This is a genomic window from Cedecea davisae DSM 4568 (assembly GCF_000412335.2).
Classification (GTDB): Bacteria; Pseudomonadota; Gammaproteobacteria; order Enterobacterales; family Enterobacteriaceae; genus Cedecea; species Cedecea davisae.
The window spans coordinates 3,643,702-3,662,126 of record NZ_KE161030.1; the positions used below are offsets into that span (position 1 = coordinate 3,643,702).

Annotated in this window: 16 protein-coding genes and 1 other RNA gene; 4 read left to right on the forward strand and 13 right to left on the reverse strand. The window is 49.6% G+C overall.

Annotated features, from left to right (window positions below; translation table 11 throughout):
- Nucleotides 1–42: 42 nt before the first annotated feature.
- The 4 genes from HMPREF0201_RS16495 to ssrA all read left to right on the forward strand — a co-directional run bounded on the left by HMPREF0201_RS16495 (nt 43) and on the right by ssrA (nt 5,306).
- Nucleotides 43–1,449 (forward strand): TolC family outer membrane protein, encoded by a 1,407-nt coding sequence (locus tag HMPREF0201_RS16495; protein ID WP_016537899.1) that lies wholly within the window; start codon nt 43–45, stop codon nt 1,447–1,449.
- On the forward strand, nt 1,446–3,653 hold the full coding sequence (locus HMPREF0201_RS16500) for a type I secretion system permease/ATPase (RefSeq protein WP_016537900.1): 2,208 nt from the start codon (nt 1,446–1,448) through the stop codon (nt 3,651–3,653). The genes HMPREF0201_RS16495 and HMPREF0201_RS16500 overlap by 4 nt, the downstream gene beginning before the upstream one ends.
- Before the next feature lie 7 nt (nt 3,654–3,660).
- Nucleotides 3,661–4,824 (forward strand): beta-barrel domain-containing protein, encoded by a 1,164-nt coding sequence (locus tag HMPREF0201_RS16505; protein WP_115586380.1) that lies wholly within the window; start codon nt 3,661–3,663, stop codon nt 4,822–4,824.
- A 118-nt stretch (nt 4,825–4,942) separates the two neighbouring features.
- Nucleotides 4,943–5,306, forward strand: a transfer-messenger RNA (tmRNA) gene (gene ssrA / locus HMPREF0201_RS22675).
- 157 nt (nt 5,307–5,463) lie between these two features.
- On the opposite strand, the gene HMPREF0201_RS16510 is transcribed toward ssrA, so the two are convergent.
- The 13 genes from HMPREF0201_RS16510 to HMPREF0201_RS16570 form a co-directional block, all read right to left on the reverse strand.
- Nucleotides 5,464–6,429 carry a winged helix-turn-helix domain-containing protein gene (locus HMPREF0201_RS16510; protein ID WP_016537902.1) on the reverse strand — a complete coding sequence of 322 codons (966 nt, stop codon included), beginning with the start codon at nt 6,427–6,429 and terminating at the stop codon, nt 5,464–5,466.
- A 679-nt stretch (nt 6,430–7,108) separates the two neighbouring features.
- Complete coding sequence (locus HMPREF0201_RS16515; RefSeq protein WP_039898702.1) at nt 7,109–7,660, reverse strand: hypothetical protein; 552 nt, start codon at nt 7,658–7,660, stop codon at nt 7,109–7,111.
- Nucleotides 7,638–7,835, reverse strand: a complete 198-nt coding sequence (locus HMPREF0201_RS16520; RefSeq protein ID WP_039898704.1) for a hypothetical protein — start codon at nt 7,833–7,835, stop codon at nt 7,638–7,640. The genes HMPREF0201_RS16515 and HMPREF0201_RS16520 overlap by 23 nt, the downstream gene beginning before the upstream one ends.
- A gap of 4 nt (nt 7,836–7,839) precedes the next feature.
- A complete protein-coding gene (locus HMPREF0201_RS16525; protein WP_016537906.1) occupies nt 7,840–8,550 on the reverse strand; it encodes a hypothetical protein in 711 nt (236 codons plus the stop codon).
- Nucleotides 8,531–9,082, reverse strand: a complete 552-nt coding sequence (locus HMPREF0201_RS16530; RefSeq protein WP_016537907.1) for a putative type III secretion apparatus protein OrgA/MxiK — start codon at nt 9,080–9,082, stop codon at nt 8,531–8,533. Before HMPREF0201_RS16530 ends, HMPREF0201_RS16525 begins: the two co-directional genes overlap by 20 nt.
- Nucleotides 9,069–9,947: an EscJ/YscJ/HrcJ family type III secretion inner membrane ring protein gene (locus HMPREF0201_RS16535; RefSeq protein WP_016537908.1), complete on the reverse strand. Its 879-nt coding sequence runs from the start codon at nt 9,945–9,947 to the stop codon at nt 9,069–9,071. Before HMPREF0201_RS16535 ends, HMPREF0201_RS16530 begins: the two co-directional genes overlap by 14 nt.
- Nucleotides 9,947–10,249, reverse strand: coding sequence for a type III secretion system inner rod subunit SctI (gene sctI / locus HMPREF0201_RS16540; protein WP_016537909.1), 303 nt, complete (start codon nt 10,247–10,249; stop codon nt 9,947–9,949). Before sctI ends, HMPREF0201_RS16535 begins: the two co-directional genes overlap by 1 nt.
- Before the next feature lie 21 nt (nt 10,250–10,270).
- The gene (locus tag HMPREF0201_RS16545) at nt 10,271–10,543 is read right to left on the reverse strand and encodes a type III secretion system needle complex protein (RefSeq protein ID WP_016537910.1); all 273 of its coding nucleotides are present in this window, start codon (nt 10,541–10,543) and stop codon (nt 10,271–10,273) included.
- A gap of 1 nt (nt 10,544) precedes the next feature.
- Nucleotides 10,545–11,759 carry a PrgH/EprH family type III secretion apparatus protein gene (locus tag HMPREF0201_RS16550; RefSeq protein WP_160160641.1) on the reverse strand — a complete coding sequence of 405 codons (1,215 nt, stop codon included), beginning with the start codon at nt 11,757–11,759 and terminating at the stop codon, nt 10,545–10,547.
- A gap of 593 nt (nt 11,760–12,352) precedes the next feature.
- On the reverse strand, nt 12,353–12,616 hold the full coding sequence (locus HMPREF0201_RS16555; RefSeq protein WP_016537914.1) for a phosphopantetheine-binding protein: 264 nt from the start codon (nt 12,614–12,616) through the stop codon (nt 12,353–12,355).
- 38 nt (nt 12,617–12,654) lie between these two features.
- The gene (locus HMPREF0201_RS16560) at nt 12,655–16,080 is read right to left on the reverse strand and encodes a TrwC relaxase (RefSeq protein WP_016537915.1); all 3,426 of its coding nucleotides are present in this window, start codon (nt 16,078–16,080) and stop codon (nt 12,655–12,657) included.
- A gap of 12 nt (nt 16,081–16,092) precedes the next feature.
- Complete coding sequence (locus HMPREF0201_RS22920) at nt 16,093–17,250, reverse strand: IpaD/SipD/SspD family type III secretion system needle tip protein (RefSeq protein WP_055696374.1); 1,158 nt, start codon at nt 17,248–17,250, stop codon at nt 16,093–16,095.
- A gap of 56 nt (nt 17,251–17,306) precedes the next feature.
- A complete protein-coding gene (locus HMPREF0201_RS16570) occupies nt 17,307–18,413 on the reverse strand; it encodes a hypothetical protein (protein WP_016537917.1) in 1,107 nt (368 codons plus the stop codon).
- Nucleotides 18,414–18,425: the final 12 nt, after the last annotated feature.

Consider the following 18,425-nt stretch of genomic DNA (forward strand, 5'->3'; position numbering starts at 1 on the left):
GGAATAAGACAGAAACGCAGTGCCATTTATTAGGGAAAAAACATGGGAAAAATACAGCCTGTTGCGTTATGGCTGGCTTGTGGTCTGTTTTCACTCCAGGCCTGGGCCGACGATACACCTGCTTCTATTACGACTCAGGGCCTCGCTCAGCAACAAGAGCTGCCCTCACTCGATGGCTCAACCGCCCTCCCGCTGAATGCCCCTGCGCCCGGAACTTTAACGCTTAACGATGCGGTCAACCGCTCCGTCACCTGGCACCCCAGCATTCGTGAAGCAATAGGCAAACTTTACGGCCAGTCCGAACAAATTAACGTCGCGAAATCCAAATACTACCCGCAGATCAGCGCCGGAATGAATAACGGCTACACCAACACCTACAGCAACAGCGGATACAGCCCATCGCTGGTGCTTTCACTGTCCCAGATGCTGTATGACTTTGGCAAAGTGGCAAGCCAGGTACGCGCCGAAACCGCCGGGGAAGCTCAGGCTCAGGCCAACGTGCTGGTGAGTATCGATACCGTCGGGCACGACACCGCCGTGGCGATGGTGCAGGTGCAACTCTGGCAGCAGATGGTCGACATAGCCAAAGAGCAGCTGGATGCGCTCTCGGCGATTGGCCGCCTGACCCAGCAGCGCAACGATGAAGGAGCAACCTCGATGTCCGACGTGGTGCAGACCGATGCGCGTATCGAGTCCGCCCGTTCGCAGCTGATTCAGTACCAGTCCAACCTCGACAGCACTCAAGCAACGCTGATGAGCCAGCTCGGCTGGACCAGCCTCAACAAGATCAGCCCCGACTTCCCGAAAAAGCTGAACAACAGCTGCGATGTAGCGAAGCCTGATGACCGCCTGGTGCCTGCCGTTCTCGCGGCCTGGGCCCAGTCAAATGTCGCCCAGGCAAACCTTGACTACGCCAATTCGCAGATGACGCCAACCATCTCGCTGGAACCCTCCGTTCAGCACTATCTGAACAAGAACTACTCCGGCAGCGAAGTTCTGGATCGCACGCAATACTCGGCGTATATCCGCGTTGAAATGCCGATTTACCAGGGCGGCGGCCTGACCGCAAGACGCAACGCCGCAAGCCACGCGCTTGAGGCGGCGCAATCCGGCGTAGACAGAGTTCGCCTCGACGTGCGCCAAAAACTGATGGAGTCCCGCAGCCAGGCACTTAGCCTGGTCACCGCGCTCCAGGTCTTGCAGCGCCAGGAGCAGCTAAGCGCCCGTACCCGCGAGTTGTATCAGCAGCAGTATCTCGACCTGGGCTCGCGTCCGCTGCTGGATGTGCTCAACGCCGAGCAGGAAGTCTACCAGGCGCGCTTCGCCCAGCAACAAACGCTGAGCCAGCTCCATCAATTGCAGCTTAACTGCCTGTACAACACCGGCAGAATGCGTAACGCATTTGGTCTGGAACACCGCAACATCCAGTCACTGGAGATCCAGCCATGAGCCAGACAGCCCCTCCCGCCGGGGAGTTTTTAAGCGAACAGGCACTAACCCAATGGGCTCATGCCATCAGCCACGTTGCCGGGCATTACCGGGTGGTTTGCTCGCCCGGCACCATTCAGGCCAACGCCCCGTGGTTTAAAGATAAGACAATGGTTCCAGCCCTGACGCAGCTTTCACGCCAGGCCGGTCTATCCTTCCACCTGCTCGGCAACACCGAAAAGGCGATTGCCCAGTGGCGGCTGCCGGTAGTAGTGAACTTAGCCAGCGGCCAGATCGCGGTGATCGAACAGTTTGACGGTGTAGATACGGTGGATATCTGCTACTTCGACGACGAACGCCACACCAACCGACAGTCGCTTAGCAAACTGCTGCCTGAAATCCGTTTTGTTGCCGCCCTACGCCCGCTCTCGGCCCTGAAAGACAGCCGGGTTGACGCCTACATCTCACGCTTCAGCCCCGACTGGATGAAAGAGCTTATTATGCTCGACGTTCGCCCCTACGGCCCGGTGATGCTCGCAGCCTTCTGGGTGAACGTACTTTCACTGGCGGGCATTTTGTTCTCGATGCAGGTTTACGATCGGGTCATTCCCGCCCAGTCGTTCCCGACGCTTTATGTGCTGGCAACCGGCGTGCTGATCGCCGTAGTGTTCGGCTTTATCCTCAAAGTCACTCGCAGCAATATTATGGACGTGTTGGGCAAGCGAGCCGATATGCGCATTTCCGATCGCGTATTCAGCCACGCCCTGCGGCTACGCAACAGCGCGGTTCCCCGCTCCACCGGCAGCTTTATTTCACAGCTGCGAGAGCTGGAGCAGATCCGCGAGATGATCACCTCCTCGACCATCTCCACCATTGTCGATCTGCCTTTCTTTCTGCTGTTTGTGGTCGTGCTGGCGATCATCGCCCCGCAGCTGGCGTGGATAGCCCCGGTAGCGGCGGTCCTGATGGTGCTCCCCGGTCTGCTGCTACAGAAAAAGCTGGCAACGCTCGCCAACCAGGCAGCCCATGAATCCACCCTGCGTAATGCGGTACTGGTGGAAAGCGTGCAGGGGCTGGAGGACATCAAGCTGATGCAAGCGGAAAATCGCTTCCTGCAACAATGGAACAGCTATATCCGCATTACTGCCGAGTCTGGCCTGAAAACCCGCGAACTGACCCAGGGCTTAATCAGCTGGGGCATGACTATCCAAAGTCTGGTGTTTGTGGTGGTGATTTTGTTCGGCGCGCCGCTGGTTATTGAGGGCGAAATGACCACAGGTGCTATGGTCGCCGCTTCGATGCTGGCCTCAAGGATGATTGCCCCGATGGCAAACCTCTGCGGTGTGCTCGCACGCTGGCAGCAGGTCAAAGCCGCCAAGCAGGGGCTGGACAGCATTATGCAACTGCCGGTGGAAACCCAGCGTGATGAAAACCTCATCCACAAGGATATTTTCCACGGTCACTATCTGTTTGAAAGTGCCCAATTCAAATACCACAGCGAAGATCCGCGCATTCCGCTACGCATTGCCCGCCTGGAGATCCAGCGCGGCGAGCGCATTGCCGTGCTCGGGCGCAACGGCGCGGGCAAATCTACTCTGCTCCAGGCGCTAGCCGGAGGCGTAGATCTGGCAAGCGGCGAAGCCCGGCTCGACGATCTCGCTATGTCGCAAATCGACATGGCGGATCTGCGCCGCAATATTGGGTTCCTGAGCCAGAATGCCAGATTGTTCTACGGCACGCTGCGGGAAAACCTCACCCTCGGCGCACCACACGCCAGCGACGACGCTATCTTCGAAGTGCTGGAAGTCAGCGGCGCAAGCAACTTCGTGAAGCATCTGCCGAAGGGATTGGATCATCCAATAATGGAAGGCGGCAGCGGACTTTCCGGAGGGCAACGGCAGTCAGTCCTGCTGGCTCGCATGCTGCTGAGATCGCCCAACATCGTGCTGCTCGACGAGCCTACCGCCTCGCTGGACGATCATACTGAAAGAGAGTTTATTCAGCGCCTGAACCAGTGGCTCGGCCACCGCACGCTGGTTGTTGCCACCCACCGCGTGCCGGTGCTTGAACTGGTGGAGCGAGTGCTGGTGCTAAAAGATGGCCAGCTCGTGATGGATGCGCCGAAGGCTCAGGCACTCGGTACAGCAAGACCGGTTCCGACTACGTCACCGGCCGCCGCCCAGACACCACCGCGGGAGTGGAACAATGAAAACCAGTCAGCATGACGTCACCATGGATGACCCGGACATCCAGCGCGAAAGCGAATTCTCCGGAGCAAGCCGCATCATCCTGCTCATCACGCTGCTGTTTATTCTGTTTGGCGTCTGGGCGTGGTTCGGCACCCTGGATGAAGTCTCGACAGGCACCGGGAAAGTCGTGCCCAGCTCCCGCGAGCAGATCCTCCAGTCACTGGACGGCGGGATCGTCACCGAACTGTTGGTGCATGAAGGAGACAAAGTGCAGGCCGGACAGATAGTCGCTCGTCTTGATCCTACAAGATCAGAGTCCAACGTGGGCGAGAGTGCGGCCCGCTACCGTGCCTCTCTGGCCTCAAGCGCCAGGCTCTATGCAGAGGTTAACGATGCGACACTTAAGTTTCCCGACTCGCTAAAAGCATGGCCGGATCTCATCGCTTCCGAAACCCGTTTGTTTAAAACCCGGCGGGCGCAGCTAAACGACTCAGAGGCCGAACTGCGGGATGCGTTGGTATCGGTCAACAAAGAGCTGGATATCACCCAACGGCTGGTAAAAAGCGGCGCAGCGAGCCACGTAGAAGTGCTGCGCCTACAGCGGCAGAAAAGCGACCTGGGCTTAAGGATCACCGACCTGCGCTCACAGTATTACGTTCAGGCGCGCGAGGCGCTGTCTAAAGCCAATGCCGAAGTAGATATGCTGGCCTCTATCATTAAGGGCCGCGAAGACTCGGTAACCCGCATGACGGTGCGCTCACCGGTACGCGGCATCGTGAAAAATATCCAGGTCACCACCATCGGCGGCGTTATTCCACCGAACGGTGAGATGATGGAAATTGTGCCGGTGGACGACCACCTTTTGATCGAGGCGCGGCTTTCACCTCGCGACATCGCCTTTATTCACCCAGGCCAGCGCGCGCTGGTGAAAATCACAGCCTACGATTACGCCATTTACGGCGGTCTTGAAGGCGTGGTGGAGACCATCTCCCCGGACACGATTCAGGACAAAGTGAAGCCAGAAATTGTTTACTACCGGGTGTTTATCCGCACCAACCAGGATTATCTGGTGAACAAAATTGGCCGCCACTTCTCCATTTCTCCGGGCATGGTGGCGACCGTGGATATTAAAACCGGGCAGAAAACTATCATTGAGTACCTGATTAAGCCGTTCAATCGTGCCCGGGAGGCGCTGCGCGAGCGTTAATTAACCGCCTATCCCGCTGTCGCTTAAGACTTTTTGTACAACTTGCGTACAGCGGGAATTCTCTGTGTACGGCTGGTCAGCGCGGTGATAAATCTGTTATACTCCGTTTCAACACATTGGGGCTGATTCTGGATTCGACGGGATTTGCGAAACCCAAGGTGCATGCCGAGGGGCGGTTGGCCTCGTAAAAAGCCGCAAAAAAATAGTCGCAAACGACGAAAACTACGCTTTAGCAGCTTAATAACCTGCTAAGAGCCCTCTCTCCCTAGCTTCCGCTCTTAAGACGGGGATCAAAGAGAGGTCAAACCCAAAAGAGATCGTGTGGATGCCTTGCCTGGGGTTGAAGCATTAAAACTAATCAGGATAGTCTGGTAATGGCGTGTCTGTCCGCAGTTGCCCGGCGAATGTAAAGACTGACTAAGCATGTAGTACCGAGGATGTAGAAATTTCGGACGGGGGTTCAAATCCCCCCAGCTCCACCAAAATTCTTTGTTGATGGTCACCAGAGCCTAATATGAAGTCCTGAAAGCCCGCATGACGCAAGTTGTGCGGGCTTTTTTGTGTCCACATTTTGACTGGTTCTCGAGTAAGGATTCTTGCAGGTGCCGTTAACTGCGCAGGGAAAGAGCTAAGCGCAGCCTAGTGAAGAAGATCGCAGATCGGCAAAGCAGAGAACACCCCTAAATGCTTTTCCGATTCAACTTCCGCAGCAGTTTTCCCGTGTTTATGGCAATAAGATACAAACTCGCACCGAAGTTCCGACGTGGAATTGCATTGATTGTGACAGAACACCGGAGCGAGCGACGAGTCGGCAATTTCAGCGCGTATATACTCGGCAATATCCTTTGAAATATTAGAGAGTAAGGAAGAAATGATACGGCACAGAGCACGATAGTTATAGTGATTGTCATCGTGGAGCCGCATGCCTTCGCGATAAAGCACGGAGTGATCCTTCGAACGTACTAGTTCAACCCGAATAATGGACTGCCCATTATGGCTAATTTCGGATCCGGTAATGTAATAATCAGCTTTTGACTTTTCGATGGCCAGCAAGAAATCACTATAATCCTGGAATGCCCGAGTGATTGAGGATGAAACGATCTCGATTGGAATATCATTATTTATCTTTACACGCTGAAGCCACTCAACTAATTGATCTTGCAAAAATGCCGAAGCTATTTTGTTTTTCATATCAAATGGGAATAGCGCAAGACTACAGTTTTCGGTTAATTCAGCGCCACTGAACGTCGCGCTGGGTTCTAACGACCCGGTCTTTTGACTTTCTGAATCGGTGAACATCTTAACGGATGAAAGCAGTCGATAGCCTTTGCCGTAAATGGTTTTAATAAAACGCTTTTTATCCGTTTGCCCGAGTACTCTGCGAAGAACATAAATACAGCGGGTAAGAGACTCATCAGAAACAATTCCGCCCTTCCAGACTTTACTAATAATCTCCTCTTTGGAGATCATGCTATTGGCTCGCTCCAGCAGCAGATGAAGAACCGCGCTTTCTTTAGGGGCCAGCTCGACTTCCCCCTTGTGATCGCAGATCAATCGCCCCTGCCTGAAACAAAAACTCTCAAATTTGTAGTAGATGACATTCATAATATGTAATTCCCTTTACAAAAACAAATGAGGTTAGATCACTTAATAAGTTACAAACATCATTTTAAAACATTGAGAAAGCTCAATCGATTAATATATACGGCCAGGAGGCAAACATGGCAAATATGCCAATAACGCCGGGCATAATCATTTTCCAAAAAACTACTAAGGATGCGGTTAAGCGAGGCCTAGTTTTTCATCAAAAAAATGTCCGTCAAGTTAGTCAAATTGACGTCCAAAACAAATTTTAAGCATTTGAAAGTAAAGAAAATTAATGAATTAATAATATATTTCAGGCTGAATTTTGCGCATTTACGGCAATCAGTTTAGAGCATAATATTGTAAGAAGCGATTAGCTATCCGCTTTTATCAGCATAAAATGCTGAGGCGAGGTAGTGCAATTTATTTATAATACCTTTGAATTAAATGTTAATCTTACAGTATTAAATAATACGCTCATAAAGAGACGTTGAGAATAACTAATTATGGCAACGGGAAAATAATTGTCAGAGTGATTGCTGTAGAAATAATTAACAAGCAATACTGCTGGTAGAATAGCGGAGGGAGGAAGGTGATGGATTGGGTTGGAATACCGCGATGGCGCAACATCACTGCTGTAATGGCGCCAGGCATTATGGCATTTTTCCTGAAATCAGGCAGTTTGATTTAAAACTGTAAGTTAACACTCCAGATAGCGATTGACCGCCTGCTCCCAGCTGACCCTATTGGAAAAATTAAAATCGGCGGCATTGAAAGGATCAATAAACATGTAGTCAGGCCGGTATTCAGGCGTTCCGGCCTCCTTTACCCTTTGACATAGTTCATCTCTTTTTTGGCCATCGTTCATTTTTAGCTGCACATTATCCCAAAATGTCTTTTTTTGTTGGCTGCTAAGTGAATCGATACTTTCTTTGAGTAACCTGCTGTGCCGCGCATGCGCAAATTGACTGTCCACCCGCATCGCATCATACCAGGTTTTACTTCCTGCCAGGGCATAGAGAAAGGTTGCATCGCCCCACTCCCGCGATTTAATACAATTATTCATTCTTTGGTAGAGTTGAGCGGGCAAGTCAGCCGCAATAAACCTCATATCACTTTCACATTGCACCTGCTGGAGGTCTGCCGCTCCCTTTCCTGAAAGAGATTTACCCGGAGACTGACACCCGGAGATAAGCGCCGGGACAGGCAACAATAGTAAGGCCAAAAGCTTACCAGTCGGCATTTTCATCATCTTTGATTCCATTTGATAACAGGATATTTTGCTTCCATTCTTCATACATAATAGTAAAGCCGAAATTAGGTGGACTCGCTTCTTTAGAGGCCATCTCATCAAGCGTCTTTATCTTTTCATGCGCATTCAGCTCATTCGATTGACGGGCGGTGAATGCAGAGCTATCTATATTCATGGTATTACTCCTCATGATGTTGAGTATCACGCATTGTTTGATCACATTGCGGATAACGAAGGGAAAGTTGTTCATGGAGATGCTGTATGGCCTGCTCAGATATTTTTTGATGGTCTGGATAAAAATCTATTCCTCCGGTTAATGTCTCGACGCTAGAATAGATAAATTCCTCTGGGAAAAATTCGGCAAGCCGTTCTTTATATTTAAAAACAAAACGCGGTTCGTGGTGATATTCAAAAACCACCGAACCGGTATGCTTACTTTCCACCACACGAGACAAGCCCGTTCGGAATCGGCGATTCGCATAGGGCATTAGAATACAGACTGGAGAATTTTTATCATCTTTATCAAGTTCATCAACCCATTGCTCCAGCACGTTGAGAATAACGGCTTCCTCATCAAGGATGTCTGACAATAAAATTTTAATATCCTTCTGAACCTTAAGATAAAGCTCATGGGCGTAACTCGAATTATTATCAATAAATTGGCAAACAGAATCGATAGACATCAACAAACCACGTTCATAACCGACACGATAAGCTTCTTTTTGAATATTATCGCTTTCCTGCGCGGCCTGCTTAATAAGCTGTTTAGCCCTGCTTTTCGCCTGCCTGAGCAACCCGTCGCCCTCCCTGATTTTCTTCAACGTTTTGGAAGGGATGAGCACGTTTTCGAGTGCCTTATGAGGTGCTATATTAGTTATTTCTTTTGGCATATTGAATGGCCATCCTTACCAATATTTCATTGTCATTCTGCTGCAAAATAAAACTATCCGACATATTCACCTCAGCCTGCTTTTCAAATAAAAGAGGAATGCGTTCTTTCATTAATAATGAAACATCAGAACTAAAGGTCATTAATTCCCGATACGCAAGGAAGCGCAAACATCCCCAAGTAATATCCCCTCTAAAATCATCCCTTGAGCCTGTTAATTCGCACTGCGTGAATTGAAAAGTCAGAGGATCAAGTTTGAACATTAAGCCATTATAAGCAAGAGCGGAACGATACCTGTGGCAGGCTGCCATAAAAGCAGCTTTAGCCAGTATCGCCCAGTGGTGGGCGAGATAGTTTTCTTTGCTATTCGATAAATCGAGATCTCCCGTTGAAAGCCCATACTGATGCAAAATAATATCGTTGATAATGCTGCGACATCTTGCTGTAGCCAGCTTTTTGGGGAGTAAAAAACGCTTTGGATGGATCCATGAAATAGGATCGTAAATAATATATTTTACGTCAGCGTGCATCATTAGAGCCTTTGAAATCGGCACCCGGTTCCGCATCTGAATGACCCTTTTCAGGCTCTAAATCCGATTTATCCGGCACATCGTCACCTGTTATGGCACCTCCGCCGCTTCGTTCATTTTTATGAAAAATCGGGCGCCGCCGCATTGTCTCTTTCAGAGAATGGCCATTTTTTTTGAAGAACAAAATGAAAAGAAGAGCGCTGGCAAATAACAGACCTACGATCAGCAACAACGACGTTACCGAGAATGATTTATCAGGTGCTACAACGGGTGGAACACGCTGTACGTCTTCAGTTTTAGAAAGCACAACGGAGATATTATCGTAATCAATATTATCAAAGCTGTTTTTTAGAAACCTTTTCACATCACCAATCAGAAGCGACGGATCCACAATGCGCTCGTCATAATTAAGCAGCGATGACAAATGAACTGGCTTTTTGTTTCGCTCCCCCTCACCGGCATCAAAATCGTAGCTGACATGCACCCGAGCGGAGACAACGCCACGTATTGACAGCAATGACTGAGCAAGACGTTGCTCTATTCCAGAATATAAACGCGCTTTTTCGGCACGCGGGGAAGAGACCAGAGAGTCGGCCGGGAACATCTGCGCGATCTCCATTTTTGGCGCCCGAGGCAAGCCATATGTCGACATGAGATCAACGGCTGCGGCAAAGTCCTTCGGATCGACAGAAACGCTAAACCCTTCTTTTTCAGAATCTTTTTTGTCAGCCGAAATGTTATTGCGCTGCAACAGCGCAATAACCTCGTTCGCCTGGCTTTGATCAAGGCCTTTCAGCAGCTGTTCCTGCTTACAACCCGTAAGCAGCAGAATCATTAACGGCAGAACAAGATATAATTTTTTCATCATCAGGAACGCAGTAAAGTCTCTACAGCACTGACGCCTTTACGGGTCAGGGTACTGATCATTGAAACGTGCAAATTATAATCAGAGGTTCTTTGCTGTAGCCGGAATAACTCAGCCGGATCGGAGGTGACTCTTGCCTGCTGAAGCTTATTAATAACGTCAGCCTGTTCAGCCTGAACCGTCGTAGATGTTTTTGCGTATGCCTGAATCATACGCTCCTCCAGCGACAGTGACGTAGGATCAGACATTGTAATATCCGATGCCTGACCGGTGAATGCCTGAATAGAATTCAAAGCTATACTCATAGTCTTTCTCTTAATAATCCATTAGCGGAAGTTAGTAATAATTGCGGAAGCAACGTCCTTATAAACCTTCACAACGTTAGATTGCGCATTTCGGTAAAGCGTATATTCCGAAAGGCGAGACTGATATTGAGCCAACAGCTGTGGGTTGGATGGATCTTTAGTTAACTCAGTTAAAGCATCTGTTAACTCATTATTTAATTCAGTCACCCCCTCGTCAAACGTTTTGGATGTATGGGACAAATAACCGTCCCAGACATAGGCCGTTGCCCTTGGGCTATCTACTGGCGAACTCATGTTATAACTCCTTTTGTAAGCTTCTCGGGAAATACCAATGGCCAGGTGATAATTTCACATATCCCTGTGTTCCATACTTATACGACTTGCCTTTCAGCCAGTCATTTTTTAGCTCGAGGGCGAATTGCACGTACTCCCCCCCCCAAGCCTGATAGTAGCGAGTAATAAACTCTTTCAATCTTTCCAGTTCGCCATCTTCAATGGCTCCACGAATAACAAAAGTTACGCTATTTCCGTTATTGATTTCGGTAAACGACAGAGCCATTTTTTTCAGGCCGTCAGCAGCGAGTAATTTTATTTTTTTATCAGAAATCTCAGAAATGGCGATGCTGTTGGCATAAGCAACATTTTTGATCAATGCGGCAATAAACCTATCTCTTTCCACATCGCTTAATCTGGTGCGCTCAGCGCTTATTTCGAGTACCGGATGTTTAACATCTGCAAGTCTTATTCGATGAAATTTCACCTGAGGCCAGCTACTCTCAATCCACTTGCCGAGCCGTTGCTCTTCGGCCCCTAAGGTCAGCACCTTTGTGCGATAAGGCTGTGGAATACGGACCATGGATTGAATCGCCCATTGAGCCGATTTATCATCGTCTGCAAGCACGTAAATAATTTTGTCATTGCCGTACACAATCTGATAGCTATCTGACGACTTATTCAAAAAATCAGCCACGGAGGTTATTTGCCGCTGTGTTTCAGTCAGCCATGTGTACCCGGCGAAAGAGATGCACCCCACAATTCCCAGAGCAACCAGAGCTTTCCACCACTGCTTTTTGGGGGCTCTACTCAGAGGTTCGACGGTATTTTTTTTGGCTTCGTTAAGTTTATCGTTCGAATAGAATAGAATTTCATCTGAAAAACTGCCGTCCGCCTCTCGCCAGGCTAGCTTTTGCCCTCCGACGGCCACAATCTGGTTAGCCGGAAAAACGCTTTCCGGCGTAGCATCATCCTGAATCTCTCTCAAGATAACCGGCTCGCCGTCATCCTCTGGCACCAGAACTTCAAAATTTGAACCATTCTCTTTTGCCGGAATATAAATAGTATTTTCCGGTAAAAGCGTTCCATGATGCTGCTGACGAATAGCCTGTTCATCACTAATGATGAAGAGTGTTTTTCCCGATACAAGGGTAAACTCACATCCGCGTAACATTCCATTTAACAGGCGAACGACCAGCTGTTTCCCGGGTCCACCGTTTTCTCTTTCTTCTAACATAACGAAGCACATGCCCTTGTAATCAAGGATGAATACAATAATCCATCAACCCTGGAGACAGGATACAATGAGCGGCACGGGACATCCTGATTCAATTACAATGAAAAAATGATAGGCAACCTGTGCAGATAACAGGAGGAAAGCAATTGCAGATTTGAGATTAAATTAAAATCAGTTAGACATTTTTAAATGTATATATCCTATCAATCACAAACACCGACAAGAGACCACTTTCTGGTTCAGATATCTTCTTTTTGCCATCACTTTCCCATCATTATTTGCAGCAGAAACAATATTAACGGGTAAATGAGAGAAAAAAATGGGAGGAAAATAAATGCCACGTTAAAAACATCCTTAGCAGGATAAATTTTTAGGGGTTGCAAGCGTTTAAGTTCACCCTCATCGGGTATAACGCGACTAACGATGTCGTACTCTATCAGATTGCAAAAATCATAAATAGCTCTCCGAAAATTATTTTTAAGACTTACATTTTTTACTTTTTATCGTTTCAGAAGTAGCCACTCTACGCGTGGAATATGTGTCGTTGCTTTTTATAAAAAACTTACGTTACAAGAACCATAACCATTCATTACTCATGATAACTGCTGGCTGGTGGACAGCGCTTTGCCGACTATAGAATACAGGTCTTTAACATATTCCGTTTCAGCAAGAAACTCCTCCTTATATTCAATTTTAAATTTATCTTCCAGCGCCAGAGATATATCGAGCAATGCCAATGAATCAGCCAGCAAGTCATAACAGAGATGTTTTTCTGGTTGCACACCGTGAATAGAGCAGTTCAGCGTTGATGCGACTATTTCGTTAACCGCGCTAACAATATTATACTGAGTCATCATTCTCGTTATTCATTCCCCCCGAAGGGGGAATACCTTAGTTATTTTTTATTTGCTGGGCCGTTAAAGAATGGCGTAGCCTGAGCCGAACCACGGCTGCCAATATAGCCCTGATTTTGGCGATCCATGTAAGTCTGCGCACGTGGGCCTTTATTAGCCTGGCCACCCTGTACGCCATCTTTTTGGAATTTTAGATCGCTATTATTCTGTGCAACAACCCTCTGTCCTTGCGTAGCACCAACCATTTTATGACCCGTGGCAGGCCGCTGGCTTACGGTGTTACTGACATTTTGCGAATTAACCGACTGGCGGGACTCTCGTGCAAAAGAAGCATCAGCACTCTCACTGTTAGCTCCTGAACCCGCCACTTTTGGCTCCGACGCCTTACGATCACGCGCAAAACTGGAAGGCACGCTAGGCGCGGCGGAAGAGCCCGGGCCACCTAAATAACCATTGGTCGCTCCCACCGGCGGATGTTTTTTCGCTGGCTGATGCCTGAGGTTTTGAGGGGCTGTATGTGCTCTCGCCTCAGCACCGTGCTGGCTTGCTGCCTTAGCCGTGTTTTGTAAATCAACCGACTGCTTTGGGATTGCGGCATTTTTATCTGGCGCTGCCCGACCGGCTGCTCCGCCCCGCACGGGATTATTCACGCCAGCAAAATCGGAGGGAACGGCACGCGCACCGGACGAGCCAGGGCTACCCAAATAACTTCTACTCATGTTTACCGGAGGATGTTTTTTCGCTGGCTGATTCTTCGCCCCTGCCACACTTTGCGCACCTGCCTCAGGCTTTACAGCGTTACGCTGGACGTTGCCCACCACTGTTTCCGCCGTAGCCTTTTGTACCGTTGCATGCACCTGAGCGGAATTAATCAGAGGTGAAGCCTGCATCATTGCATGTTGCCCAATATGGGTCTGGGCTCCCGCTTTCATCCCTCGATCATCGGCGGCACGTTGTTCCACAGCGGATTTCCGCCCCTGAATATCCCCCTGAGTTTGAACAGCAACCTTCGCTGACTCCACACCTACTGTTTGCGTTTCTCGCCCAATACCGGCTTTCCCTTTTTCGCGAACAGAATCTGACGGTACGGAACGAGCACCGGATGAGCCAGGGCTACCAAAATAGCTATTTGTCGTCTCCACCGGAGGATATTTAGCTGACTGCTTATTCGATGCTCCGGCATCGCGTGTTGCCTGCTGCGTTACCGTAGCCGAGAGTGTGGAAGACCGTGAGACAGCTTCCGTGCGTATGCTAGCCTGCACTGTCTCTTTGGAGATATTTTTCTGGGACGTTGAATTTGCCTGAGCAAAGGCTCGATTACCTGCAACAGCCGGCCCTGCGTTGGTTGCCGCTTGAGCTGATGCTCCCGGCGTCTGCGCCCCACGCCCGACGCCCACGTCAGAATTACCGCTGGCTTTATTACGCCCCGCATCCAACGGCGTTGAACGCGCCCCGGACGAACCCGGGCTACCGAAGTAGCTGGTGCTGGCATCAACCGTAGGGTGTTTTACCGCCTTCGCCGTTTGCTGACCAGCAGTGCGCATCTCAGGCTTAACGCCCATAGCCTGTTCACTTCCTGCGAAGGTTGCTTTGTCCGCTTTTACCGGCTGCGCCTGAACGTCGGACCCGGCTGTTGATGGCTGAGAGGATAAGCCAACCGTCTGCGCCCCGCGCCCGACGCCCACGCCGGAATTACCGCTGGCTTTATTACGCCCCGCATCCGACGGCGTTGAACGCGCCCCGGACGAACCCGGGCTACCGAAGTAGCTGGTGCTGGCATCAACCGTTGGGTGTTTTACCGCCTTCGCCGTTTGCTGACCCGCAGTGCGCATCTCAGGCTTAACGCCCATAGCCTGTTCACTTCCTGCGGAGGTTGCCTTGTCCGCTTTTACCGGCTGCGCCTGAACGTCGGACCCGGCTGTTGATGGCTGAGAATATGGGGCAGGGGCTGGCGATGCTGCCTGAGGCTCCGTCCAGGAGTCTTTCATCGCCGAATTTACCCTGGGCTCCACGGCTGGCTGTACAACCGGCTGCGGCTGCTGTGTCTCATCGTCAGGTGTAACTTCCGCTCCTGGCTCTTGCGCCGGAACTGAAGGAATTGTGGCGGTATTTACCTTTGCAAACTGCCTGGTGAAAGGTTCTTCGGTAACCGGTGGATTGAGCCCCTCACCCGCCTGAGTGCCTGTCGCAGCGTTATGCTCAGTCTCTGTCTGAACATGCTGGCTATGATGAGGTGAAGCACCATCAGTTTGAGTTAAATGGTCGTTTACCGGTGTTTTGTCAAAATTGACGTCATTATCGGCTTTAGCTGGTTCGCTGGCATTCATGCCGCCATTGATATTGGCATGGATAGAATTATCGATGGTGACATTATAAATTGTCTGGCCAGGCTGAGCGGGAGCCCCAGGCCCGGCTGCCGGGCCATCCTGCTTTTTGCCATCTGCGGCTGGCGCATTATCAGCCATTTCTGCAAGGCGATGATTCAGCAGATCGAAAATAATCGACTCATGATGAAGCCTGTTCTGAACCTGTTCAAAAGGTGACAGCGGCGCGCCGGAAATGCTGCTATGCATATCCTTATGCTCAGCCTGAGAGGCGCGAAACAGATCGCTGCTCTTATCCAGAACCTGCTTTTGCTGCTCTGCGGATAAACCGGAATTAAATATCGCAGTAGCAATTTTATCGGAAATTTGGTGATTAAAAGTTAAATCAGATCTTCCGTTTTCGGCTCGGCTCAACCCAACCAGCCGATTGCAAACGCTGCGAAATTTGTTCAGCTTAGATTCGCTGGATTTCATCGACCCGGCGGCAAGGGAATCAATTCCCAGGCCATTTTTAGAAACGATAGATATAAATTTACTGGTCAGCTTATCAAGCTCACTTCTCTTTGCGCTGTCTTCCGGCTGCAGGCTGTCCTTCACCTCTTTGCGGATCATCAAAAAGTCGTTAACGCACCTGACAGCCCGATGCTCCTCCTGGCCCGAGAAGTGGGTGATCATACTGATGAATTTTTGAAACTTCTTTTCTTCAGTTTTATTATTTGCTTCTTTATGGCTGGCAATCAGGTCTTCTCTGGCATCATGCTGCTTTTGAGAGATAAACTCCTCGTCGGATGGAAGCTCATGCAGCGCTTTGTTTATTCCTTGTTTAAATGAAGCATCGGCCGAAACGCTCGCGGCTTCGCCTGCATTTGTTTCTTCCGCACGCTGCGGGGCAGCATTTATAACCGATGTTTCATCATTATTGACAACCTTAACGGTGCAATTTTCGCGCCACTGCATTTTATCAGAACTGATAAATGAAAGGATATCAGTGACCGATGCCTGCTTAATACTCAGGCGGCCAGGAAGATCATCGATATTTTTAATCCCGCTAAGATTATCTCCGATAACCGTTTTATTAGCAGGTTCATTTTGCCTGGCAAAGGTATAATTAACGCTGCCAACCCCAGAAATTCCGCCGCCCATTTTAACCTCCTGTTAAATAGTTAAGAAACCTTTATCGCAGTCCAGTAAGGACGAGATAGTGCTGCTCAATACCTTAACTAAATTATCGAAGGTAGAGTTCGCATTGGAATACTTCTGGGTTAAGGTTTGCATCCCGGTTTGGATTTTGTCCTTCTGCATATCCATACCCGCCTGCCAGGCCGTCCATTGGGCAGAGTTCAACGCCATGACATAGTTGCCATCTCCATCTTTACCTGTATAGGCTACTGACTTCTTCATTTCATATAATGGGCTCAAATCTATTTTGACAGAATATCCAGTCTCACCCGTTCCACTACTAATACACTTTTCCGGGTCAAGCCCCATTTCTCTGCACCAGGCCTCGCACTCTTCTTTACTTGCCGATCCTTCTACTGGATATAACCTTTGTGCGTCTGTGCCGTCATATTTACTTATAAGGGCATCAATAGCATCATAAAACTTTTGGACATCAAGATGGGTATAACCCTCACCTCCGGCGGAAATAAAACCTTTAAGTTTTGACAAAAAATCAGACAAGTCGCTATAAAATGCGGCATATTTCTCAACCGCCTGCTGGAAAACGTCGAGATAGTCGCTGCCCATATCACCAATGGCATCCGCAACGGACTCACAAATATCCTTGCTGGAAGTTGGCCCGGAGCCGCCGCCGGCCGCATTTTTTAACCCCTCGAACAGGGAATTATTCTGCTCCGCTCCATCTAATTGAACGTCCGGACTTAACAAGCCGAGGTTTTGTAAAAACACGCTCATATCAATAGCCGGGCCTGCAGGAGTACGCTGGTCCGCCGGCAGCGGAAGGGAGGCGGCCATTTCAGGCTCGCCGCTGCTGCGCAGCACGTCCATGCGCGCAGCAACTTCACGGCCAACCAGCGCAGTACGCGCCTTAATCGCGCCCAGCTCTGCGCTGAACGCCGCAGCCTGCCCTGTTTTAAGCAAATGCGTTAATTTATTCTTGTCCGCCATCACGCTCTGGATGGGTTTGTTAAGAAAACGTGCCGTAGCAGAAGCCCCTGCCGCACCACTTTTAATAGTTTTCATACCGGCATCTGCATATTCAGTGGGACCAGATGACGTATTTTTTGTATCGTTTACTGAATAAAACTGATGGCTGCTGGTAATACTTTTTAAATAATTATTAGAAATATTCATTTTTCCCCCGCTAAGCCTCCTGAAGCAGGAGGCATCTCTCATCGCTAAGTTGGTTGTTAGCCTTTAATATTATTGGTCATTGAGCTGACGGCGTTTGAGCGGTTGGTCAGTAGCTGAGCCAGCAGCTGCAGCAGCTCGGTTTTAAAGCGAGCGATAGACTGCTGCTCGCGTTCATCAGAATCTTTACGAGCGGCAAAAATATTCTCATCCGTTTTATCCATCTGGGCTTTAGCATCTGCATTCGCTTTCTCAACGTGGCCGCTGGAAGATGACAGCGCGGCAATACTTTGCCCGCCCTGGCCCAGCATCTGGCCGTGCATCTGCATTCTCATGGCATCATTAGCGCGCATTTGCTGCTGCATGGTTTCGATTTTGGCATCATGGCGCAGGTTATTAGGCTGCTTTTTCAGGAGATCGACATCCGAGGTGCTCTCTTTACCCAGGCCAACGCGTTTACCCGGAGCGGCTTTAGCGGCAAGATTATCCGCGCTGCGGTTTAAATTAACCTCTTTAGTGCCGTGAACCTTAATCGCCTTATTGGCGTTGTTTAAGCCTTTAGCCTGCACCCCCGCGGAGAGGCCGCTGGCGGCCATGCTGATCCCCGCCTGCTTATCCATCATGTTTTTATTTGCCACGCCCGCTTCCACGGTCTTTTTAGCGCTGGACTCCCCTAGTTGGCGCGCAATAATGTTATTTGCGCTGGCCTGCTCGCGCATAATATTCTGTGCTTCCTGAGCGGCAACGCTTATGGTTTGCAAAATAGCCGCGGCACGGCCGCTAAAGCCATTGGCGATAGTGGTAATATCAAAACCACTTTTTTGCGCCAGCACGGCGAGCTCTTTCCCTGCTTCGGTATACGCTTTCGTTACCTGGTCGGTCGACAAATTAGCAAACGATGAATGCAGTTGCTCAACCTGTTTTGAAAAGTTTACCGGGTCAGCCTCAATTTTACCCTTCGGAATATCCGGAGCAATTTCCTTTAAAACAGCAGCGGTAATTACGCTTTTTACCGCCGAGTCGGCAAATACCGGAATACTATTACCGTCGCTAACGGCGCGATTTTTGGCTGAATTAACGCTCGCCTGATCGACATAATCTTCATTGCTTAACGATTTTAACGGTGCCTGATAGGCAGTTACGCCATTTGCTGGAATGGAGGACATATTTTTTCCTTT

What these genes read in the sequence shown, in the direction of transcription:
- HMPREF0201_RS16495 (WP_016537899.1), top strand. Translation starts at nt 43, where the DNA reads ATGGGAAAAATACAGCCTGTTGCGTTATGGCTGGCTTGTGGTCTGTTT.
- HMPREF0201_RS16500 (WP_016537900.1), top strand. Translation starts at nt 1,446, where the DNA reads ATGAGCCAGACAGCCCCTCCCGCCGGGGAGTTTTTAAGCGAACAGGCA.
- HMPREF0201_RS16505 (WP_115586380.1), top strand. Translation starts at nt 3,661, where the DNA reads ATGGATGACCCGGACATCCAGCGCGAAAGCGAATTCTCCGGAGCAAGC.
- HMPREF0201_RS16510 (WP_016537902.1), bottom strand. Translation starts at nt 6,429, where the DNA reads ATGAATGTCATCTACTACAAATTTGAGAGTTTTTGTTTCAGGCAGGGG.
- HMPREF0201_RS16515 (WP_039898702.1), bottom strand. Translation starts at nt 7,660, where the DNA reads ATGATGAAAATGCCGACTGGTAAGCTTTTGGCCTTACTATTGTTGCCT.
- HMPREF0201_RS16520 (WP_039898704.1), bottom strand. Translation starts at nt 7,835, where the DNA reads ATGAATATAGATAGCTCTGCATTCACCGCCCGTCAATCGAATGAGCTG.
- HMPREF0201_RS16525 (WP_016537906.1), bottom strand. Translation starts at nt 8,550, where the DNA reads ATGCCAAAAGAAATAACTAATATAGCACCTCATAAGGCACTCGAAAAC.
- HMPREF0201_RS16530 (WP_016537907.1), bottom strand. Translation starts at nt 9,082, where the DNA reads ATGATGCACGCTGACGTAAAATATATTATTTACGATCCTATTTCATGG.
- HMPREF0201_RS16535 (WP_016537908.1), bottom strand. Translation starts at nt 9,947, where the DNA reads ATGATGAAAAAATTATATCTTGTTCTGCCGTTAATGATTCTGCTGCTT.
- sctI (WP_016537909.1), bottom strand. Translation starts at nt 10,249, where the DNA reads ATGAGTATAGCTTTGAATTCTATTCAGGCATTCACCGGTCAGGCATCG.
- HMPREF0201_RS16545 (WP_016537910.1), bottom strand. Translation starts at nt 10,543, where the DNA reads ATGAGTTCGCCAGTAGATAGCCCAAGGGCAACGGCCTATGTCTGGGAC.
- HMPREF0201_RS16550 (WP_160160641.1), bottom strand. Translation starts at nt 11,759, where the DNA reads ATGTTAGAAGAAAGAGAAAACGGTGGACCCGGGAAACAGCTGGTCGTT.
- HMPREF0201_RS16555 (WP_016537914.1), bottom strand. Translation starts at nt 12,616, where the DNA reads ATGATGACTCAGTATAATATTGTTAGCGCGGTTAACGAAATAGTCGCA.
- HMPREF0201_RS16560 (WP_016537915.1), bottom strand. Translation starts at nt 16,080, where the DNA reads ATGGGCGGCGGAATTTCTGGGGTTGGCAGCGTTAATTATACCTTTGCC.
- HMPREF0201_RS22920 (WP_055696374.1), bottom strand. Translation starts at nt 17,250, where the DNA reads ATGAATATTTCTAATAATTATTTAAAAAGTATTACCAGCAGCCATCAG.
- HMPREF0201_RS16570 (WP_016537917.1), bottom strand. Translation starts at nt 18,413, where the DNA reads ATGTCCTCCATTCCAGCAAATGGCGTAACTGCCTATCAGGCACCGTTA.